Source organism: Pseudoxanthomonas sp. LjRoot206, from assembly GCF_056175725.1.
Genome location: NZ_JBGFFI010000004.1, coordinates 470,797 through 490,638, shown reverse-complemented (window position 1 = coordinate 490,638; position 19,842 = coordinate 470,797). Strand labels below are relative to the sequence as shown.

General features: G+C 69.2%; 12 protein-coding genes. All 12 read left to right on the top strand.

What is annotated here, in order from left to right:
- Nucleotides 1–110: 110 nt before the first annotated feature.
- The 12 genes from AC04MD_RS15285 (at nucleotide 111) to AC04MD_RS15230 (ending at nucleotide 19,828) form a co-directional block, all read left to right on the top strand.
- Nucleotides 111–1,739 (top strand): TldD/PmbA family protein, encoded by a 1,629-nt coding sequence (locus AC04MD_RS15285; RefSeq protein ID WP_475498128.1) that lies wholly within the window; start codon nucleotides 111–113, stop codon nucleotides 1,737–1,739.
- Between the two features lie 276 nt (nucleotides 1,740–2,015).
- Nucleotides 2,016–3,650 (top strand): TldD/PmbA family protein, encoded by a 1,635-nt coding sequence (locus AC04MD_RS15280; protein ID WP_475498127.1) that lies wholly within the window; start codon nucleotides 2,016–2,018, stop codon nucleotides 3,648–3,650.
- A 23-nt stretch (nucleotides 3,651–3,673) separates the two neighbouring features.
- Nucleotides 3,674–5,008, top strand: a complete 1,335-nt coding sequence (locus AC04MD_RS15275; RefSeq protein ID WP_475498126.1) for a TldD/PmbA family protein — start codon at nucleotides 3,674–3,676, stop codon at nucleotides 5,006–5,008.
- A gap of 189 nt (nucleotides 5,009–5,197) precedes the next feature.
- Nucleotides 5,198–5,869 (top strand): DUF4159 domain-containing protein, encoded by a 672-nt coding sequence (locus AC04MD_RS15270; RefSeq protein ID WP_475498125.1) that lies wholly within the window; start codon nucleotides 5,198–5,200, stop codon nucleotides 5,867–5,869.
- Between the two features lie 118 nt (nucleotides 5,870–5,987).
- Nucleotides 5,988–6,980 carry an AAA family ATPase gene (locus AC04MD_RS15265; RefSeq protein ID WP_475498124.1) on the top strand — a complete coding sequence of 331 codons (993 nt, stop codon included), beginning with the start codon at nucleotides 5,988–5,990 and terminating at the stop codon, nucleotides 6,978–6,980.
- Between the two features lie 10 nt (nucleotides 6,981–6,990).
- Complete coding sequence (locus tag AC04MD_RS15260; RefSeq protein WP_475498123.1) at nucleotides 6,991–7,881, top strand: DUF58 domain-containing protein; 891 nt, start codon at nucleotides 6,991–6,993, stop codon at nucleotides 7,879–7,881.
- The gene (locus AC04MD_RS15255) at nucleotides 7,878–9,041 is read left to right on the top strand and encodes a BatA domain-containing protein (RefSeq protein WP_475498122.1); all 1,164 of its coding nucleotides are present in this window, start codon (nucleotides 7,878–7,880) and stop codon (nucleotides 9,039–9,041) included. Before AC04MD_RS15260 ends, AC04MD_RS15255 begins: the two co-directional genes overlap by 4 nt.
- Entirely contained in the window at nucleotides 9,038–11,209 is a 2,172-nt protein-coding gene (locus AC04MD_RS15250) for a hypothetical protein (RefSeq protein WP_475498121.1), read from the top strand. Before AC04MD_RS15255 ends, AC04MD_RS15250 begins: the two co-directional genes overlap by 4 nt.
- Complete coding sequence (locus AC04MD_RS15245; protein WP_475498120.1) at nucleotides 11,206–13,035, top strand: carboxypeptidase regulatory-like domain-containing protein; 1,830 nt, start codon at nucleotides 11,206–11,208, stop codon at nucleotides 13,033–13,035. Before AC04MD_RS15250 ends, AC04MD_RS15245 begins: the two co-directional genes overlap by 4 nt.
- Nucleotides 13,036–13,093: 58 nt before the next feature.
- A complete protein-coding gene (locus tag AC04MD_RS15240) occupies nucleotides 13,094–13,459 on the top strand; it encodes an I78 family peptidase inhibitor (RefSeq protein WP_475498119.1) in 366 nt (121 codons plus the stop codon).
- A gap of 239 nt (nucleotides 13,460–13,698) precedes the next feature.
- Nucleotides 13,699–18,171 (top strand): glutamate synthase large subunit, encoded by a 4,473-nt coding sequence (gene gltB, locus AC04MD_RS15235; protein WP_475498118.1) that lies wholly within the window; start codon nucleotides 13,699–13,701, stop codon nucleotides 18,169–18,171.
- Between the two features lie 208 nt (nucleotides 18,172–18,379).
- Entirely contained in the window at nucleotides 18,380–19,828 is a 1,449-nt protein-coding gene (locus tag AC04MD_RS15230) for an FAD-dependent oxidoreductase (RefSeq protein ID WP_475498117.1), read from the top strand.
- Nucleotides 19,829–19,842 lie beyond the last annotated feature (14 nt).

The window sequence follows — 19,842 nt, the reverse complement described above, 5'->3', positions numbered from 1 at the left end:
GTGCGGAGTGAGGCGCATTGTGCACCACGTCGCCGCAGCATGACCGGCGTCACTTGACGCTGCGGCGCGCGCCGACGACAGTCCGGTGGCTGCCGTTCCCGGACTTCGACATGCAACGACGCGACTTCCTCGCCCTCGGTGGCCTGACCTTCGCCGGCCTGGCCCTGCCCGGCACGCGCGTCATCGCTGCCGAGGCCCTGCTGGAACCGGGCGACGTGGCGAAGAAGAAGCGCCTGGCCGAGGCCGCACTGACCGCGGCGACCGCGGCGGGCGCGACCTACTGCGACGTCCGCATCGGCCGCTACCTGCGGCAGTCGCTGATCACCCGCGAGGACAAGGTGCAGAACGTGGTGAACACCGAGTCCTCGGGCATCGGTGTTCGCGTGATCGCACAGGGCGCCTGGGGCTTCGCGGCGACCAACGACCAGACGCCCGATGGCGTCGCGGCGGCGGCACGTCAGGCGGTCGTCATCGCACGCGCCAACGCGCGCATCCAGGGCAAGCCGGTGCAGCTGGCGCCGCTGGCCGGCGTGGGCGAGGTCGCGTGGAAGACGCCGATCGTGAAGAACGCGATGGCGGTGCCGGTGAAGGACAAGGTCGACCTGCTGCTCGGTGCCAACGCCACCGCGCTGGCGGCCGGCGCCAGCTTCGCGGCGTCGCGCATGTTCGTCATCAACGAGCAGAAGTACTTCGCCAGCACCGACGGTTCCTGGATCGACCAGGACGTGCACCGCATCTGGGTGCCCTTCACGGTGACCGTCGTGGACAAGGCGACCGGCAAGTTCAAGACCCGCGACGGCCTGTCCGCACCGCTGGGCATGGGCTACGAATACCTGGATGCCAACCCCGCCGACAAGATCGCGCTGCCCGGCGGCGTGGTGGCGTACGGTGCGTCCTACGACCTGCGCGAGGACATCGTGGCGGCGGCGAAGCAGGCCCGCGCCAAGCTGACCGCACCGTCGGTGAAGCCCGGCAAGTACGACCTGGTGCTGGACCCGTCCAACCTGTTCCTGACCATCCACGAGAACGTCGGCCATCCGCTGGAGCTGGACCGCGTGCTCGGCTACGAAGCCAACTACGCCGGCACCAGCTTCGCCACGCTGGACAAGCGAGAGCAGCGCTTCCAGTGGGGCAGCCCGATCGTCAACTTCACCGCCGACAAGACCGAGCCTCGCAGCCTGGGCGCGGTGGGCTACGACGACGAAGGCGTGAAGACGCGCCGCTGGGACCTGGTGAAGGACGGCGTGCTGGTCAACTACCAGGCCACGCGCGACGAGGTCCACATCGTCGGCGAAGACGCCTCGCACGGTTGCAGCTACGCCGACTCGTGGAGCAGCGTGCAGTTCCAGCGCATGGCCAACGTCTCACTGGCCCCGGGCAAGGCGCCGCTGACCGTGGCGGAGATGGTCAAGGACGTCGAGAACGGCATCTACATCCACGGCCGCGGTTCCTACTCCATCGACCAGCAGCGCTACAACGCGCAGTTCGGCGGCCAGCTGTACTTCGAGATCAGGAACGGCCAGGTCACCCGCCAGATCGAAGATGCGGCCTACCAGATCCGAACGCCGGAGTTCTGGAACGCCTGCACCGCGATCTGCGACGCGCGCGATTTCCGCCTGGGCGGCTCGTTCTTCGACGGCAAGGGCCAGCCCAGCCAGGTCTCGGCGGTCTCGCACGGCTCGGCGACGACGCGCTTCAACGGCATCAACATCATCAACACGGCGCGCAGCCTGGGGTAGGCGCGACGCCTGTAGGACGCCCTCCGGCACGATGCCTGCCCGCTTCCCTGTAGGAGCGCCCTCGGGCGCGATGCCTTGTGCCCGGAATGCATGAAAAGCATCGCGCCCGAGGGCGCTCCTACAGGAAATGCGTGGCCTTATATGCCTAAAGTCATTTGACGCTGTCTTGGCGCCAGCGCAAGAATCGGGGACGACCCGCGCGGTGGACATGGCGCGGGGACAACGCGTCCGTCAGTCCCCTGCCTGCCCGCGCAGGCCCAACGGTGGAGAACAGCCTTGCAACGTCGTGACTTCCTGGCCCTGACCGGCCTGACCGTGGGCGGCCTGATGGTGCCGTCCTACTTCGGCAAGGCGATCGCCGCCGAGCAACTCCACTCCACCCTCGATGTCGCGTTCAAGAAGCGCCTCGCCGATGCCGCGCTGGCCGCGGCCAAGCAGGCCGGCGCCAGCTACTGCGACGTGCGCATCGGCCGCTACCTGCGCCAGTTCGTGATCACCCGCGAGGACAAGGTGCAGAACGTGGTGAACACCGAGTCCACCGGCGCCGGCATCCGCGTGATCGCCAACGGCGCCTGGGGCTTCGCCGCCACCAACACGCTGACCGCCGAGGGCGTGGCCGCCGCCGCGCGCCAGGCCGCCGCGATCGCCACCGCCAACAGCAAGACGCAGACCGCGCCGGTGCAGCTGGCCAAGGCGCCGGGCTTCGGCGAGGTGTCCTGGAAGACACCGATCAAGAAGAACGCCATGGAGGTGCCGATCAAGGAGAAGGTCGACCTGCTGCTGGGCGTCAACGCCGCCGCGATCAACGCCGGCGCCGACTTCGTCAATTCGATGATGTTCGTGGTCAACGAGCAGAAGTACTTCGCCAGCACCGACGGCTCCTACATCGACCAGGACGTGCACCGCATCTGGGTGCCGATGACGGTCACCGCCATCGACAAGGCCAGCGGCAAGTTCCGCACCCGTGACGGCCTGTCCTCGCCGGTCGGCATGGGCTACGAGTACCTGGACGGCGACGCGTCGCAGAAGTACACCACGCCGAACGGCGTCATCAACTACGGCCTGTCCTACGACATGAAGGAGGACGCCATCGCGTCCGCCAAACAGGCGCGCGCCAAGCTGACCGCGCCGTCGGTGAAACCGGGCAAGTACGACCTGGTGCTGGACCCCTCGCACACCTGGCTGACCATCCACGAGAACGTCGGCCATCCGCTCGAACTCGACCGCGTGCTCGGCTACGAGGCCAACTACGCCGGCACCAGTTTCGCCACGCTGGACAAGCGCAAGGAGGCGTTCCAGTACGGCAGCGGCCTCGTCAACCTGTTCGCCGACAAGGTGCAGACCGGCAGCCTGGGCGCGGTCGGCTACGACGACGAAGGCGTCAAGACCAAGCGCTGGGACCTGGTGAAGGAAGGCAAGCTGGTCGACTACCAGACCATCCGCGACCAGGCCCACATCCTGGGCAAGGACGAATCCGACGGCTGCTGCTACGCCGACTCGTGGAGCAGCGTGCAGTTCCAGCGCATGGCCAACGTGTCGCTGGCGGCGGGCAAGACCAAGCTGTCGGTCGCCGACATGATCAAGGACGTCGAGAACGGCATCTACATCATCGGCGACGGCTCGTTCTCGATCGACCAGCAGCGCTACAACGCCCAGTTCGGCGGCCAGCTGTTCTACGAGATCAAGAACGGCAAGATCACCCAGCAGCTCGAGGACGTGGCCTACCAGATCCGCACGCCGGAATTCTGGAACGCCTGCACCGCGATCTGCGACGAGAGCGACTACCGCCTGGGCGGTTCGTTCTTCGACGGCAAGGGCCAGCCCGGCCAGGTGTCCGCGGTCTCGCACGGTTCCTCGACCGCGCGCTTCAACGGCATGAACGTCATCAACACCGCCCGCTCGCTCGGCTGACCGGCGCAAGGAGACCCTAGAACATGAGCATCCTCACCGAAGCGCAGGCCAAGGCCATCCTGGACAAGGTCCTCGCGCTATCCAAGGCCGACGAGTGCACCGCGTCCCTCACCGGCTCGATCGACGGCAACATCCGGTTCGCGCTGAACAACGTGTCCACCAGCGGCATCGTCAGCAATACCGACCTGGCCGTGCAGGTCGCGTTCGGCAAGCGCACCGGCGTGGCGACGATCAACGAGTTCGACGATGCCGCGCTGGAGCGCGTCGTGCGCCGCGCCGAAGACCTCGCCCGCCTGGCGCCGGAGAACCCCGAGTTCATGCCGGCCGTCGAGAAGCAGACCTACAAGCCCTCGCCGACCTTCAGCGACTCCACCGCCGCGATCACGCCGGAATTCCGCGCGCAGGTCGCCGCCGATTCGATCGGTCCGTGCAAGGCCGAGAAGCTGATCGCCGCCGGCTTCCTGGAAGACGGCCAGAGCTTCGTCGCCTTCGCCAACAGCAAGGGCAATTTCGGCTACCAGAAGGCCACTGCGTTCAACTACACCTGCACGGTGCGTACCGAGGACGGCCGCGGTTCCGGCTGGGTCGGCCGCAACCTGAAGGATGCGAACGCGTTCAAGGCCGACAGCGACATCCGCACCGCGATGCGCAAGGCCAGCGAGTCGGCCGAAGCCAAGGCGCTGGAACCGGGCAAGTACACGGTCATCCTGGAGCCCGCCGCGGCCGCCGGCCTGATCTCCTTCATGATGAACTTCTTCGACGCGCGCCAGGCCGACGAGGGCCGCAGCTTCCTGTCCAAGAAAGGCGGCGGCAACAAGCTGGGCGAACAGGTCTACGACCCGCGCGTGAACATCAGCGCCGATCCGTGGCACCCCGGCGCCGAAGTGATGCCGTGGGACAACGAGGGCCTGCCACGCGAGAAGATGCCGATCGTCGAGAACGGCAAGGTGGTCAACCTGGAGTACTCGCGCTTCTGGGCGCAGAAGCAGGGCAAGCGCGCGGTCGGTTCGCCGGGCAACCTGCTGTTCGCCGGCGGCACCAAGTCCACCGCCGAGCTGGTCGCCGGCACGCAGAAGGGCATCCTGGTCACGCGTACGTGGTACATCCGCATGGTCGATCCGCAGACCGTGCTGCTGACCGGCCTGACCCGCGACGGCACGTTCTACATCGAGAACGGCCAGATCAAGCACCCGGTCAAGAATTTCCGCTTCAACGAGTCGCCGGTGATCATGCTCAACAACATCGAGGAACTGGGCAAGCCCGTGCGCGTCGCCGGCGACGAGTCCAGCTTCGTGATGATGATCCCGCCGATGAAGCTGCGCGACTTCACCTTCACCTCGTTGTCGGATGCGGTGTAACGCTGTTCTCCTTCTCCCTCCGGGAGAAGGTGCCCGAAGGGCGGATGAGGGGCGAGTGCAGTCCATGATGCTTGAACCATCAGGACACCATCGCCCCTCTCCCCAACCCCTCTCCCGTTGGGAGAGGGGCTTTCAGAGACCCCGGCTTTGCTCCACTCCCGGCTAACGCGTGCGCAATTCCTCCACCTGATGCTCGGCGGCGTGGTGACGGCTGCATTGCCCAGGCAGGCGCGCGCCCAATCCGGCAACTACGACTTCCGCTTCACCCGCCTGAAGTACGACTCCGGCGACTGGGACGTGGACGCGCGCATGCCGTCCAACCTGATCACTTCGCTGATCGACTACACCAGCCTGCGCGTGGATCCGAAGGAACACGTGCTGGCGCTGTCCGATCCTCGCATGCTGGCGGCGCCGTTCTGCTACCTGGCCGGGCACAAGCTGGTGGACTTCAACCCGGCGGAGAAGCGCAACTTCGAACGCTACGTCCGCAACGGCGGCTTCGTCTTCGTCGACGACTGCAACCACGACATCGACGGCCTGTTCGCCAAGTCCTTCGAAGCGCAGATGGCGGCGATCTTCGGTGCGAAGGCGATGAAGAAGCTGCCGAACACGCACGCGATCTATTCCTCGTTCTTCAAGTTCGACGGCCCGCCCGCCACCAGTTTCGAACTCAACGGCTGGGGCGACGACCTGGTGCACGAGTACCTGCAGGGCATCGAGATCAACGGCCGCCTCGGCGTGCTCTACAGCAACAAGGACTACGGCTGCGAGTGGGACTACGACTGGCGCAACAAGCGCTTCCTCGCCGAAGACAACACCAAGTTCGGCGTGAACCTCGTGATCTATGCGCTGACGACATGAAACTCACCCTTTTCCTTGCTCATGTAGGAGCGCCGCTTGGGCGCGATGCTTTCTCTCTGGTTTCCGAAGAAGAGCATCGCGCCCAAGCGGCGCTCCTACACCCTCTTGCGGACCTGTCATGACCCAGATCACCGAATCCGACCTCCAGCAGCAGCTCGCGAAACTCGGCGAACTCCGCGCCGCCATCGGCCAGGCCATCGTCGGCCAGCAGGACGTGGTGGAGCAGCTGCTGATCGGCCTGCTGGCCGGCGGCCACTGCCTGCTGGAGGGCGTACCCGGCCTGGGCAAGACGTTGCTGGTGCGCTCGCTGGGCGAAGCGCTACACCTGCAGTTCCGCCGCGTGCAGTTCACCCCGGACCTGATGCCCAGCGACATCCTCGGCACCGAGCTGCTGGAGGAAGACCACGGCACCGGCCACCGCCATTTCCGCTTCCAGCCCGGCCCCATCTTCACCAACCTGCTGCTCGCCGATGAACTGAACCGCACGCCGCCGAAGACCCAGGCCGCGCTGCTCGAAGCGATGCAGGAGCGCACGGTCAGCTATGCGGGCACCACGCATGCCCTGCCCTCACCGTTCTTCGTGCTGGCCACGCAGAATCCGCTCGAGCAGGCCGGCACGTATCCATTGCCCGAAGCCCAGCTGGACCGCTTCCTGCTGCACATCCGCGTGGACTATCCGACCGAGCAGGAAGAGCACGACATCCTGGCGCAGACCACCGGCCGCGCCGGCGGCGCCGTGCCGCGGGTGATGGAAGGCGAGGCGGTGCTGGCGCTGCAGCAGCACGTGCGCGACGTCCACGTCAGCGAGGACCTGCTGCGCTGGATCACGAAACTGGTACGCACCAGCCGTCCCGGCGAAGGCGTGCCCAACGAGATCCGCAAGTACGTGCGCTGGGGGGCGGGTCCGCGTGCCGGCCAGTCGCTGGTGCTGGCGGCGAAGGCGCGGGCGCTGCTGCACGGACGCCTGGCCGCCACGCGCGAGGACATCGTCGCGCTTGCCAAGCCGGTGATGCGCCACCGCCTGCTGCTGTCGTTCGCGGCGGAAGCCGAACAGGTGACGGCCGACGACGTGATCGCCGCACTGCTGCGCGGCGTGCCGCTCACTGCCTGATCGACCGTCCGTGGCGCACGACCTGATCCCCGCCGACGTCCGCAGCCGGTTGAAGGACCTGCGGCTGACCGCGCGCCGTGCCATCGGCGCGCAGGGGATCGGCGTGCACCACAGCCGCAGCCGCGGCGCCGGCCTGGAGTTCGCGCAATACCGGGCCTATGAGCCGGGCGACGAACTGCGCCAGATCGACTGGAAGCTGTACGCGCGCTCGGACCGCTTCTTCGTGCGCGAAGCCGAGCGCGAGAGCCCGCTGACGGTGTGGATCGTGCTCGACGCCACCGCGTCGATGAACCAGCGCGATGGCGAACGCGGCACGCGCTTCGACGCCGCGCGCCGGCTCACCGCCTGCATCGCCGAACTGGCATTGCGGCAAGGCGACCGCTTCGGCCTGCTGGTGCTGCACGGCGACGGCGTGCGACTGGTGTCGCCCGGCAACGGCGCGCGCCAGCGCGACCAGTTGTTACTGGCGCTGCATGGACTGAGCGCGCGCGGTGTGTTTCCGGCCACGGACAAGCTGGCGCCGGTGTGGGAGCGCATCGGCGCCGGCGACCTGGTCATGACGCTGAGCGACGGCTTCGACGAGGCGATGGTCGCGCTGATCGAACGTCTGGCCGCAGCGCGCCGCGAGGTGCTGGCGATCCAGTTGCTGACGGCGGAGGAGCGCGACTTCCCGTTCACCGGCGGCCACCGCTTCCGCGATCCGGAAACCGGCGAGGAACTGCTCGGCGATGCCACCGCGTTGCGTGCGGAGTACCTGCAGCGTTTCGCCGAGGCACAGCGCCTGCTGGATGCACGGCTGGATGCCAGCGGCATCCGCCATGCGCGCTACTACACTGACCAGCCGCTGGACCTGCCGCTGCGGCGGCTGTTCGGCGCGCGCGATGCGGCGGAGTACGCATGAGCCTGGCCCTGCTGTTGCCCGCCGGACTCGCCGCGCTCGCCGCGTTGCTGCTGCCGTTGCTGCTGCACCTGGCGCGTCGCCACGAACAGACGCCGACCGACTTCGCCGCGCTGCGCTGGCTGCGGCAGAAGCCGAAGCCGCGCCACCGCATCCGCTTCGACGAATGGCCGCTGCTGCTGTTGCGTCTGCTGCTGCTCGCGTTGCTGGCGCTATGGCTGGCGAAGCCGGTGCTGTCGGGCGTGGACGACACGCGTCCGTGGATCGTCGCCGTGCCGGGCGCAGATGCCGCGGTCGTACGCGCACAGACAGGGGAAACAGAGTCGCAGCAGCGCTGGCTGGCCTCCGGGTTCCCTTCGCTGGATGAGACGACGCCTACGGGGCCCGTCGCCATCGGCAGCCTGCTGCGCCAGCTGGATGCCGAGCTGCCGGCCGGCACGTCGCTGACCGTCGTCGTGCCCGCGACGCTGCAGGGCGCGGATGCGGAGCGGCCGGTGCTGTCGCGACCGGTGACGTGGACGGTGGTCGAGGGCGCGATGCCGGCGTCGTCCGCACGCCCGACGCCACCGCCGTCGCTGGCCGTGCGCCACGAGGCAGGCAACGACACGGGACTGCGCTACCTGCGCGCCGCCGCACGAGCGTGGTCGCCGAATGCGGACGCGCCAGCCGCCTTGCAGGTCGGTACGCGCGACGGGGCGTTGCCTGCGATCACCCGGCCGCTGGTCTGGCTGGTGTCTGGACCGGTTCCTGCCCCGGTCGTGCAGTGGATCGAATCCGGTGGCACGGCACTGCTGGCGAACGACAGCACGCTCGACGGTTTCACTGCCGACGCGGCGCCATGGCGCGATGCCGACGGTGCAGCCATGGTCGAATCGGCAACCCGCGGCAAGGGTCGCGTGCTGCGCTTCACCCGGCCACTGCGGCCGGATGCGATGCCGGCGCTGGTCGAGGCCGACTTCCCGCAACAGCTGCGCGCCCTGTTCGACGCACCCGCCGCAGCCCCCGCACGCGTGCTCGCCGCCGACTACGCGCCGGTGACCGGCGGTGCGACCTATCCGATCGCACCGCGCGACCTGCAACCCTGGCTGGCGCTGCTGATCGCGCTGCTGGTGCTGGTCGAGCGCTGGATGGCGACGCGACGTGCAAGGAGCGTGGCGCCATGACGGTCTCGGCGACCGATCGCCTGGTGCAGGTGCGCCGGCATGTGCTGCTCGGGCAGTTGCTGCTGGGCGCGGCGATTCCAGTCGCCGTCGCTGCAGTCCTCTGGCGCACGACGTCGTCCGGCGTCGCGGTCGCGGTGGCCTTGGTCGGCGTCGCACTGCTCGCCGTCCTCGCGTGGCGGCGAACGCGCGCCTTCGATACGCCGTGGCTGGTGCGGCAGCTGGACGCGCGGCGCACCGATCTCGACGACAGCACCGACCTGCTGCTGACGCCGCCCGACTCGCTGTCGCCGCTGCAGCAGCTGCAACAGGCACGCGTGCGTGAGCGCCTGCGCGCACAGCCGGCGCCGGACCTGCGCACGCCTTGGCCGTGGTCGCGCATCGCGGCGCTGTGGCTGGCCGCCGCGGTCGTGATCGTCGCGGCACTGCTGTCGCCCTCCACGACGCATGATGCCGGCACCCTCGCACCGTCGGACGAACCGGCGCCGACCGCGCCCGGCATCCCGCACCTGGTGGCGCAACGCCTGCATGTCGCAGCCCCGGGCTACACCGGCATCGCCGCCCATGCGGAGGCCACACTGGATGCGAAGGCACCGGTCGGCTCGCGGCTGACCTGGACGCTGCGCTTCGAGCCGCAACCGACGGCGGCGGCGCTGGTCTTCCACGACGGCCAACGCATCGCACTGACGCGCGAAGGCGACACGTGGCGCGCGACGCACCTGCTGGCGAAGTCGACGCTGTACCGCGTGGTCGCAGACGGCACGGAAAACCAGCCGCCTACGAAGCTTCGACGCCTTGATGCCATCCCCGACCGCACGCCGGAGGTGAAGGTGCTGGCGCCGGACCGCGGACTCAGCCTGGTGACGGTGGGACAGACGCGGTGGCCGCTCGCCTTCGAGGCCCGCGACGACTACGGCATTGCCCCGACCGCCACGCTGAAACTGACGCTGGCGCAGGGCAGCGGCGAGAACATCGCGTTCAAGGAACAGGTGATGACACTGCGCGGCAGCGGTCCGGCGACGGCGCGCCGCTTCAACGCCTCGCTCGACCTGAAGGCGCTGGGCATGGCGGTGGGCGATGACCTGATTGCGCAACTGACCGTGCAGGACGCGCGCTCCCCGTCGCCGCAGCGCGCGCAGAGCCCCGGCCTGATCCTGCGCTGGCCGGCGGACCTCGGCCAGGAAAGCACCGGGCTGGAAGGGCTGGTGAAGAAGGTGATGCCGGCCTATTTCCGCAGCCAGCGCCAGATCATCATCGACGCCGAAGCGCTGCAGAGGCAGAAGCGCAGCCTGCCGGCCGACACCTTCGTGACGCGTGCCGACGCCATCGGCGTGGACCAGCGCATCCTGCGCCTGCGCTACGGCCAGTTCCTCGGCGAGGAAGCCGAAGGCGAGCCGCAACCGCCGCCGACCAACGATGCGGACGACGCGCACTCGGACGACGACGGCCACGACCATGCCGGCGAAACCGCGCAAGCGGACGATGGCCATGGCCACGGCGATGCCACCCGCGCGACCGGCGCCAGCTTCGGCCGCGAAGCCGACGTGCTGGAAGCCTACGGTCACACGCATGACCATGCCGAAGCGGCGACGCTGCTCGATCCGGAGACGCGCGCGACGTTGAAGAAGGCGCTGGACCAGATGTGGCAGTCGGAGCTGCACCTGCGCCAGGGTCATCCGGACCGCGCGCTGCCGTTCGCGTACAAGGCGCTGGAGTACATCAAGCAGGTACAGCAGGCCACGCGCATCTACCTGGCGCGGGTGGGACCGGAACTGCCGCCGATCGACGAGACGCGCCGCCTCGGCGGCGACCGCACCGGCATCGCGCCGCGCACGCTCGGCGCGCTAGATCAGCCGAAGGACGACGAGGCCGCGCCGGCGCGCGTCTGGGCGGTGCTGGCGAACGACAGCGTGCCGGCCGACCTCGGCGATCTCGATGCGTTGCAGACCTGGTTGCGCAGCAACGAAGCGCGCGTACCGGATGCGCTGGACCTGTTCGCCGCCATCGACGAAGTGCGCGGCGATCCCGCCTGCGCGCCCTGCCGGCAGCGCCTGCGCGCGCTGCTGTGGTCGGCCTCCGCGCAACCGCCGGCGCAGGTACCGCGGCGCGGCGCGGCGGATGAGGCGGGTCGGCGTTACCTGGACGCATTGCGGCAGGAGCCTGCGCGATGAACGTGGCCGCGTCGTTGCCCGTGCTGTTGGCCGTGCTGCTGGCGCTCGCCGTGGCGGTGGCATGGCTGCGGCTCGCACTGTGGCGGCGGAGCGCGCCGGATGATCGGCGCGGTTCACCGGCGCGGTTCGCACTGCTGTGCCTACTGCAGCCGGTGATCGCGCTGCTGCTCTACTTCACCCTGCTGCCGCCCCGTCAGCCGGCCACCACCGGCACGCTGGTGGTGATGACCGCGCAGGCGGACCGCGTAGCGCTGCCCGCGACGCTGCAAGGCCAACCGCGCGTTGCGTTGCCGGAAGCACCGGCCGGCATCGATGCCGAACGCGTGCCCGACCTGGGTACCGCATTGCGCCGTCATCCGGACGTCCATGCGCTGCACATCGTCGGCGCCGGCCTGGAAGCGCGCGATCGCGACGCTGTCGGTGATCGCGACCTCGCCTTTTCGGCGGCGCCGATGCCGACCGGCATCGTGCAACTGGCGCCGGTCGATGTCGTGGTGCCGGGCGCCACCTTCGCCGTCACAGGCCGCGTGCATGGCGTGCCGCAGGCGACGGTGGTGTTGCGCGATCCCGCCGGCCAGCGCATCGCCGCGACCACCGTCGACCGCCAGGGCGGCTTCCGCCTCGATGGACTGGCACGGCTGCCGGGGCCGTCGTCGTTCCGCATCGAGGTGCTCGATGCCACGCGCAAGAGCGTGGATGCGGCGACGGTGCCGGTGTGGACGCAGGCCGCACCCGCGCCACGTGTCTGGGCGCTGGCCGGTGCGCCGAATGCAGAATGGAAGTACCTGCGCCGCTGGGCGACCGACGCCGGCGTTCCGCTGCACCTGCAGATCAGCCTCGGCGGCGGCCTGCAACTGGGCGATGCGCCGCTGCCGATGACGGCCGACACGCTGCGCCGCTTCGACCTGGTGCTGCTGGACGCCCGCAGCGCCGCCGCGCTCGGCGAGGGTCAGCGCGCGGCGCTCATCGCCGCGATGCGCGACGGGCTCGGCGTGCTGGTGCGCACCGATGGCGCACTGGCGCCGGGCGTGCAGCGGATGCTCGGCCTGTCGCTGGCCGGCAACGGCGAAGCGGAATTCCAGCTGCCGCGTCCGGCGCCCGACGACGATGCCTGGCGCGCGCGCCGCGGCGCCGGCACGTCGGACGCGCCGGTCGATGCGGAAGCAGTACCGGCCGGACTGCCGACGCTGAGGCGGCAGGCGCTGCGCACGGCGTCGCCGGACGCCATCCCGCTGCTGCGCGCAGCCGATGGCAGCGCGATCGCGTGGTGGCGCGCGGAAGGGCGTGGCCGCATCGGCGCGTGGACGCCGACCGACACCTATGCGCTGGCGCTCGCCGGGCACGCCGATACGCATGCCGTGTTGTGGTCGCAGGCGCTGGGCACCCTCGCGCGGAGCGGCACGGACACAGCGCAGGCGATGCCGGACGACGCGCGCGTTTCGCAGCGCGTATCGCTGTGCGGTCTCGCCGACGCCGCCGAGATCACGGCGCCGGACGGCCGCATCACCCGGCTGCAGCGCGATCCCGCCACGGGCACGGCCCGCTGCGGCGGCTTCTGGCCGCGCATGGCCGGCTGGCACCGGCTGGCGACGGGCGATGCGACGGCGCCGTTCCACGTCCGCGCCGACGACGATGCCCAGCCGCTGCATGCCACGATGGTGCGCGAACAGACGCAGCGACTGGCCGCGACCACGGCGATCGCGTCCATCGGAACCGCGCCGGCCGCGGACGGTCCGCGCGGTGCATCGTGGCCCTGGTTCCTCGGCTTCCTGCTCGCGGCTGGTGCGCTGTGGTGGCTGGAGCGCCGTCGTCCGGCGACCGGTTAACGAGTCCCGAATGTCCGATACGTAATCTCTGCTTCAGACCCATCTTCCGGAGTTCCGCATGAGCCGAGCCGCGATTCCCGCCTTGTTGCTTGCCCTGTCGCTCGCCGCCTGTTCCGCGCCCGACGCCGACGAGCAGACCGCCGCCGCCGAGCAATCGCAGGCCGCCGCCACCGAAGCCGCCGAGCCGGCACCCGCGGAACCGGCGCCGACCGAACTCGCCGGCACCTGCGACGACACCCAGGTGCAGTGGATCATCGGCAAGACGGCCGGCGAAAAGGAGATCGAACAAGCGAAGACCGACAGCAAGTCGGAAGCCGTGCGCGCACTGAAGCCGGGCGATGCCGCGACGATGGATTTCAATCCGAACCGCCTGAACATCATCCTCGACGACAAGGGCACGGCGACGTCGGTCAACTGCGGCTGACCGCCACACGACAGGTTTCGTCGACGAGCCGCCTGCGCCCGCGCAGGCGGCTTTTTCATGCATGAAGAATCGCCGCGGACGCCGTGCAAAAAGTTGCTTCTGCAACCAACGACTGGCTATCAATAGGTGTTGTTGCGGCATCGCAACAACTGTGATTTAGTCGGGTTTCCGGTGACATTTCGAAGTGCCGCTGCGTGGGCAGGGCACGGTGTCGCCGTCACTCCGGTTTGAGGCAACACATGGCCCCTCGCAATCGCCAAGGCGGCTTTGACAACGGTCTGTACGACCCCAACGACGAACGCGACGCCTGCGGTTTCGGCATGATCGCGCAACTCGACGACCAGCCCTCGCGCGCGCTGGTCGATACCGCCATTGCCGCGCTCTCGCGCATGACCCACCGCGGTGGCGTCGCCGCCGACGGACTCACCGGCGATGGCTGCGGCCTGCTGATCCGCAAACCGGATGTGTTCCTGCGCGCGCTCGCCACCGAAGCGAACATCGCGCTCGGCGCGCGCTTCGCCGCCGGCCTGGTGTTCCTGCCGCACGACGAGGCGCAGGCCGCGCAATGCCGCGCCACACTGGAAGCCGAACTGTTCCGCGCCGGCGCCACCCTCAAGGGCTGGCGCGTGCCGCCGACCAACGACGTCGTCTGCGGCCAGTTGGCCAAGGACACGCTGCCACGCATCGAGCAGGTGTTCGTCGAGGCCGGCGACGGCCAGAACGACGACGCCTTCACCCTGGCGCTGTTCCTCGCGCGTCGCCGCAGCGAACAGCAACTGCGCAGCGCCGTGCCGGATTTCTACGTGGTGACGCTGTCGCCGCATGCGATCGGCTACAAGGGCATGGTGCTGCCGGACAAGCTGTCGGTGTTCTTCCCCGACCTGCAGCGCGCCGACCTGGCCAGCAGCGCGGTGGTGTTCCACCAGCGCTTCTCGACCAACACGCTGCCGCGCTGGCCGCTGGCGCACCCGTTCCGCCTGCTGGCGCACAACGGCGAGATCAACACGATCGAAGGCAACCGCCGCTGGGCGCAGGCGCGCAGCAAGGTGTGGAAGACGCCACGCTTCGACATCGCCGAGTTCGACCCGGTCATCTCCATGCACGGCTCTGATTCGCAGAGCCTGGACAACATGCTGGAGCTGCTGGTCGCCGGTGGCATGGAACTGATCCAGGCGCTGCGCATCCTGGTGCCGCCGGCCACCCAGTCGCTGGAGTTCAAGGACGCCGACCTCGCCGCGTTCTACGAGTTCTATGGCCTCAACACCGAGCCGTGGGACGGTCCGGCCGGCATCGTCTCGATGGATGCGCGTTACGCCGCGTGCACGCTGGACCGCAACGGCCTGCGCCCCGCGCGCTGGATGCTGACCAGCGACCGCCACTTCATCGTCGCCAGCGAAGCCGGCGTGTGGGAAGTGCCGGCCGAGCGCGTGACCCGCAAGGGCAAACTGGGCCCGGGCGAGATGATGGCGATCGACCTGAAGCGCGGCGACCTGCTCGACACCGAGGCCGTCGACCGCATCAACCGCGGCCGCGCGCCCTACAAGCAGTGGCTTCAGCAGGGCGTCACCTACCTGCAGACCGAGCTGATCGACCCGTCGCTGACCGACGCGCCGTTCGACGAGAAGACGCTGCGCGGCTACCACAAGCTGTTCCAGCTCTCGACCGAGGAAGTGGAGCAGGTGCTGCGCCCGCTCGCCGAGACCGAGCAGGAAGCCACCGGCTCGATGGGCGACGACACGCCGATGGCGGTGCTGAGCCGGCAGACGCGTCCGCTGTACGACTATTTCCGCCAGGCGTTCGCACAGGTCACCAACCCGCCGATCGATCCGCTGCGCGAAGACTGCGTGATGTCGCTGACCACCCAGCTGGGCCGGGAGACCAACATCTTCCACGCCGGCCCGGAGACGGTGCACCACATCATCCTCAATTCGCCGGTGCTTTCCCAGCGCAAGCTGCGGCAGATCGTGAAGATGGCGCCGTACGACCAAAAGCACCGCTACGTCGACCTGTCGTACGACCCCGCCGAAGGCATGAAGGCCGCCATCGAGCGCATCAGCGCCGAGGTGGCGCAGGCCGCGCGCGAGGGCATGGTCATGGTGGTGCTGAGCGACCGCCGTCCGCTGCAGGGCCGGCCGATGGTGCATGCGCTGCTCGCCACCGGCGCCGTGCACCACCACCTGTGCCGCGAAGGCCTGCGCTGCGACGTCAACCTGATCGTCGAGACCGGCACCGCGCGCGATCCGCACCACATCGCCTGCCTGCTCGGCGTCGGCGCCACCGCGGTGTATCCGTACCTGGCCTACCAGACGCTGTTCGACCTGGGCCGCCGCGGCATCCTGCACCTGAAGAAGGGCGGCGAGCAGGCGCAGATCGGCCGCAGCTACCGCAAGGGCATCTACAAGGGCCTGTCCAAGATCATCTCGAAGATGGGCATCTGCACCATCAGCAGCTACCGCGGCGCGCAGCTGTTCGAGATCGTCGGCCTGGACCCGGACGTGGTGGACCTGTGCTTCGCCGAAACCCCGGCGCGCATCGGCGGCGTCGGCTTCGAGCGGCTGGACCTGGAAGCCTGCCAGCTGGAAGCGCGCGCCTGGAACGACCGCGAGTCGCCGGAGGTCGGCGGCCTGCTGAAGTACGTGCACGGCGGCGAGTACCACATGTACAACCCGGACGTGGTGATGACGCTGCAGCGCGCGACGCGCACCGGCGACGCCCGCGACTGGCAGGCCTATGCCGACGTGGTGAACTCGCGTCCGCCGTCCGCGCTGCGCGACCTGCTGCAACTGAAGAAAGCCGATACGCCGACCCCGCTCGACGAGGTCGCCGACGCGTCCGACCTGCTGCGCCGCTTCGACACCGCCGCGATCAGCCTGGGCGCGCTGTCGCCCGAGGCGCACGAAGCGCTCGCCATCGCGATGAACCGCCTGGGCGGACGCAGCAATTCGGGCGAAGGGGGCGAAGACCCCGCGCGCTACGGCACCGAGAAGCGCAGCAAGATCAAGCAGGTCGCCTCCGGCCGCTTCGGCGTGACCCCGGAATACCTGGTCAACGCCGAAGTGCTGCAGATCAAGGTCGCGCAGGGCGCCAAGCCCGGCGAAGGCGGCCAGCTGCCAGGCCACAAGGTCAACGACCTGATCGCGCGGCTGCGCTACGCCAAGCCGGGCATCGGCCTGATCTCGCCGCCGCCGCACCACGACATCTATTCGATCGAAGACCTCGCGCAGCTGATCTACGACCTCAAGCAGGTCAATCCGCAGGCGCTGGTCTCGGTGAAGCTGGTCAGCCATGCGGGCGTCGGCACCATCGCCGCCGGCGTGGTGAAGGCCGGCGCGGACCTGATCACCATTTCCGGCCACGACGGCGGCACCGGCGCCAGCCCGGTCAGTTCGATCCGCTATGCCGGCGTGCCGTGGGAGCTCGGCGTGGCCGAAGCGCACCACGCGCTCGTCGTGAACCAGCTGCGCGACCGCACCGTGCTGCAGACCGACGGCGGCCTGAAGACCGGCCTCGACGTGGTGAAGGCGGCGCTGCTCGGCGCCGACAGCTTCGGTTTCGGCACCGGCCCGATGATCGTGCTGGGCTGCAAGTACCTGCGCATCTGCCACCTCAACAACTGCGCCACCGGCGTGGCCACGCAGGACGAACGCCTGCGCACGCAGTACTTCACCGGCCTGCCGGAGCGCGTGGAGAACTTCTTCCGCCTGCTCAGCGAGGAAGTGCGGCAGTGGCTGTCGTACCTGGGCGCACGCTCGCTGGACGAGATCGTCGGCCGCACCGACCTGCTGCAGCAGATCGACGCCTCGCCGCGCACCGGCGTCAACGTCGACCTGTCGCGCCTGCTGAAGGGCGCGCAGCACGACAGCAGCACCTGCGCGGCGCAGCGCCTGTACGAATCGCCGGACAGCCTGGCCACGCAGCTCGACGGCCTGCTGGCCGAACCGATCCGCAGGAAGAGCGGCGGCGACCACCGCTTCCTGATCCACAACACCGACCGCAGCATCGGCACGCGCCTGTCCGGCGCCATCGCGCGCCAGCACGGCAACCAGGGCATGGCCGACGCGCCGTTGAACCTGCGCTTCCGCGGTACTGCCGGGCAGAGCTTCGGCGCGTTCAACGCCGGCGGCCTGCAGATGGAGCTGGAAGGCGAGGCCAACGACTACGTCGGCAAGGGCATGGCCGGAGGCCGGCTGGTGGTGCGTCCGCCGCGTGGCGCGCGCTTCGAGGCCCGCAACACGCCGATTATCGGCAACACCTGCCTGTACGGCGCGACGGGCGGCGAGCTGTTCGCCGCCGGCCGCGCGGGCGAGCGCTTCGGCGTGCGCAACTCCGGCGCGCTGGCGGTGATCGAAGGCGCCGGCGACCACTGCTGCGAGTACATGACCGACGGCATCGTGCTGGTGCTGGGCAAGGTGGGCCTGAATTTCGGCGCCGGCTTCACCGGCGGGCTGGCCTATGTGCTCGACCTGGACCGCGATTTCGTCGACCGCTACAACCACGAGCTGATCGACATCCACCGCATCAGTCCGGAAGGCTTCGAGAGCCACCGCCAGCACCTGCACACGCTGATCAGCCGCCACCGCGAGCTGACCGGCAGCATCTGGGCGCAGCAGATCCTCGACGAGTTCCGCGACTACATCGGCAAGTTCTGGCTGGTGAAGCCGAAGGCGGCGAGCATCGACTCGTTGAACGAGACCTTGAGGCGCGCGGCATGAGTGCGCTTCGCCGTCCGGGATACGCCCCTTCCCCCGCATGCGGGGGAAGGCTGGGATGGGGGCAGATCGAAGTCGGTGCGCTCGGCTCCCGACATACAGCACGAAGCTATCGCTCGAAACGTGCGTTGCTTCGCCACGATCCCGGCTCCGGTTCCCAACCCGCCCCAACCCTCCCCCGTGAACGGGGGAGGGGGCAGAGACTGTCCCCATGAGCAAGAAGCAGGTATTCCAGTTCCTCGACCTGCCGCGGACGATGCCGCAGCGCATTCCGCTGGAGTTGCGCACCGGCGGCGACTGGGGCGAGCTGTACGGCAAGTTCGGCAAGGACGACGCCCAGTACCAGGCCGGTCGTTGCCTGGACTGCGGCAATCCCTACTGCAGCTGGAAGTGCCCGGTGCACAACGCCATCCCGCAGTGGCTGCAGCTGGTGCAGGAGAACCGCATCGAGGAAGCCGCGGCGCTGTGCCATTCGACCAACCCGCTGCCGGAAGTCTGCGGCCGCGTGTGCCCGCAGGACCGCCTGTGCGAGGGCAGCTGCACGCTGGAGGAATTCGGCGCGGTCACCATCGGCGCGGTGGAGAAGTACATCGTCGACACCGCGCTGGCCAACGGCTGGCGTCCCGACCTCAGCGACGTGCAGCCGACCGGCAAGCGCGTCGCCGTGATCGGCGCGGGACCGGCCGGCATCGGCTGCGCGGACCGGCTGGCGCGCGCCGGCATCCAGGCCGTGGTGTACGACCGGTACGAACAGATCGGCGGCCTGCTGCAGTTCGGCATCCCCAGCTTCAAGCTCGACAAGAGCGTCATCGCGCAGCGCCGCGAGGTGCTGGAAGGCATGGGCGTGGAATTCCGCCTGGGCGTGGAGATCGGCCGCGACCTGACGTTGACGCAACTGCTCGAGGAGTACGACGCGGTCTTCCTCGGCACCGGCGCCTACCGCTACACCGACGGCGGTCTGCCCGGCCAGGACCTGGAGGGCGTGCTGCCGGCCCTGCCCTTCCTGGTGCAGAACGGCCGCATCGTCGGCGGCAACGATCCGTGGGGCCGGCCCATCGCCGGCTGGGAAGACCAGCTGCAACTGCCCGACCTGCACGGCAAGCGCGTGGTCGTGCTGGGCGGCGGCGACACCGGCATGGACTGCGTGCGCAGCGCGATCCGCCTGGGCGCGGCCAAGGTCACCTGCGCCTACCGGCGCGACGAGGCCAACATGCCCGGCTCCGCGCGCGAAGTCGCGAACGCGCGCGAGGAAGGCGTGCGCTTCCTGTTCAACCGGCAGCCGCTCGCCATCGTGGCGGGCGATGATGGCCGGGTGGCCGGTGTGCAGGTGGTGGAGACGAAGCTCGGTGAACCCGACGAGCGCGGCCGTCAGAACGCGGTGCCGATCGACGGCAGCGAGTCGGTGCTCGAAGCGGACGTGGTGATCATCGCGTTCGGCTTCTCGCCGAACCTGCCCGACTGGCTGGCGGAAGCGGGCGTGGAAGGCACGCCGAACGGCCGCATCGTCGCCGGCGGCGGCGACCGCCTGGCGTTCCAGACCACGCACCCCAAGCTGTTCGCCGGCGGCGACGCCGTGCGTGGCGCGGACCTCGTCGTTACCGCCGTGGCCGAGGGACGCGATGCAGCAGGCAGCATCGTGACGCTGCTGCTGACGCCCTAAAAAAAAAGCGCCGG

Excerpts from the sequence above, each read along its gene's own strand:
- AC04MD_RS15240 (WP_475498119.1), top strand. The coding sequence starts at position 13,094 with ATGAGCCGAGCCGCGATTCCCGCCTTGTTGCTTGCCCTGTCGCTCGCC.
- AC04MD_RS15250 (WP_475498121.1), top strand. The coding sequence starts at position 9,038 with ATGACGGTCTCGGCGACCGATCGCCTGGTGCAGGTGCGCCGGCATGTG.
- AC04MD_RS15255 (WP_475498122.1), top strand. The coding sequence starts at position 7,878 with ATGAGCCTGGCCCTGCTGTTGCCCGCCGGACTCGCCGCGCTCGCCGCG.
- AC04MD_RS15245 (WP_475498120.1), top strand. The coding sequence starts at position 11,206 with ATGAACGTGGCCGCGTCGTTGCCCGTGCTGTTGGCCGTGCTGCTGGCG.
- AC04MD_RS15270 (WP_475498125.1), top strand. The coding sequence starts at position 5,198 with ATGCTCGGCGGCGTGGTGACGGCTGCATTGCCCAGGCAGGCGCGCGCC.
- AC04MD_RS15285 (WP_475498128.1), top strand. The coding sequence starts at position 111 with ATGCAACGACGCGACTTCCTCGCCCTCGGTGGCCTGACCTTCGCCGGC.
- AC04MD_RS15275 (WP_475498126.1), top strand. The coding sequence starts at position 3,674 with ATGAGCATCCTCACCGAAGCGCAGGCCAAGGCCATCCTGGACAAGGTC.
- gltB (WP_475498118.1), top strand. The coding sequence starts at position 13,699 with ATGGCCCCTCGCAATCGCCAAGGCGGCTTTGACAACGGTCTGTACGAC.
- AC04MD_RS15265 (WP_475498124.1), top strand. The coding sequence starts at position 5,988 with ATGACCCAGATCACCGAATCCGACCTCCAGCAGCAGCTCGCGAAACTC.
- AC04MD_RS15230 (WP_475498117.1), top strand. The coding sequence starts at position 18,380 with ATGAGCAAGAAGCAGGTATTCCAGTTCCTCGACCTGCCGCGGACGATG.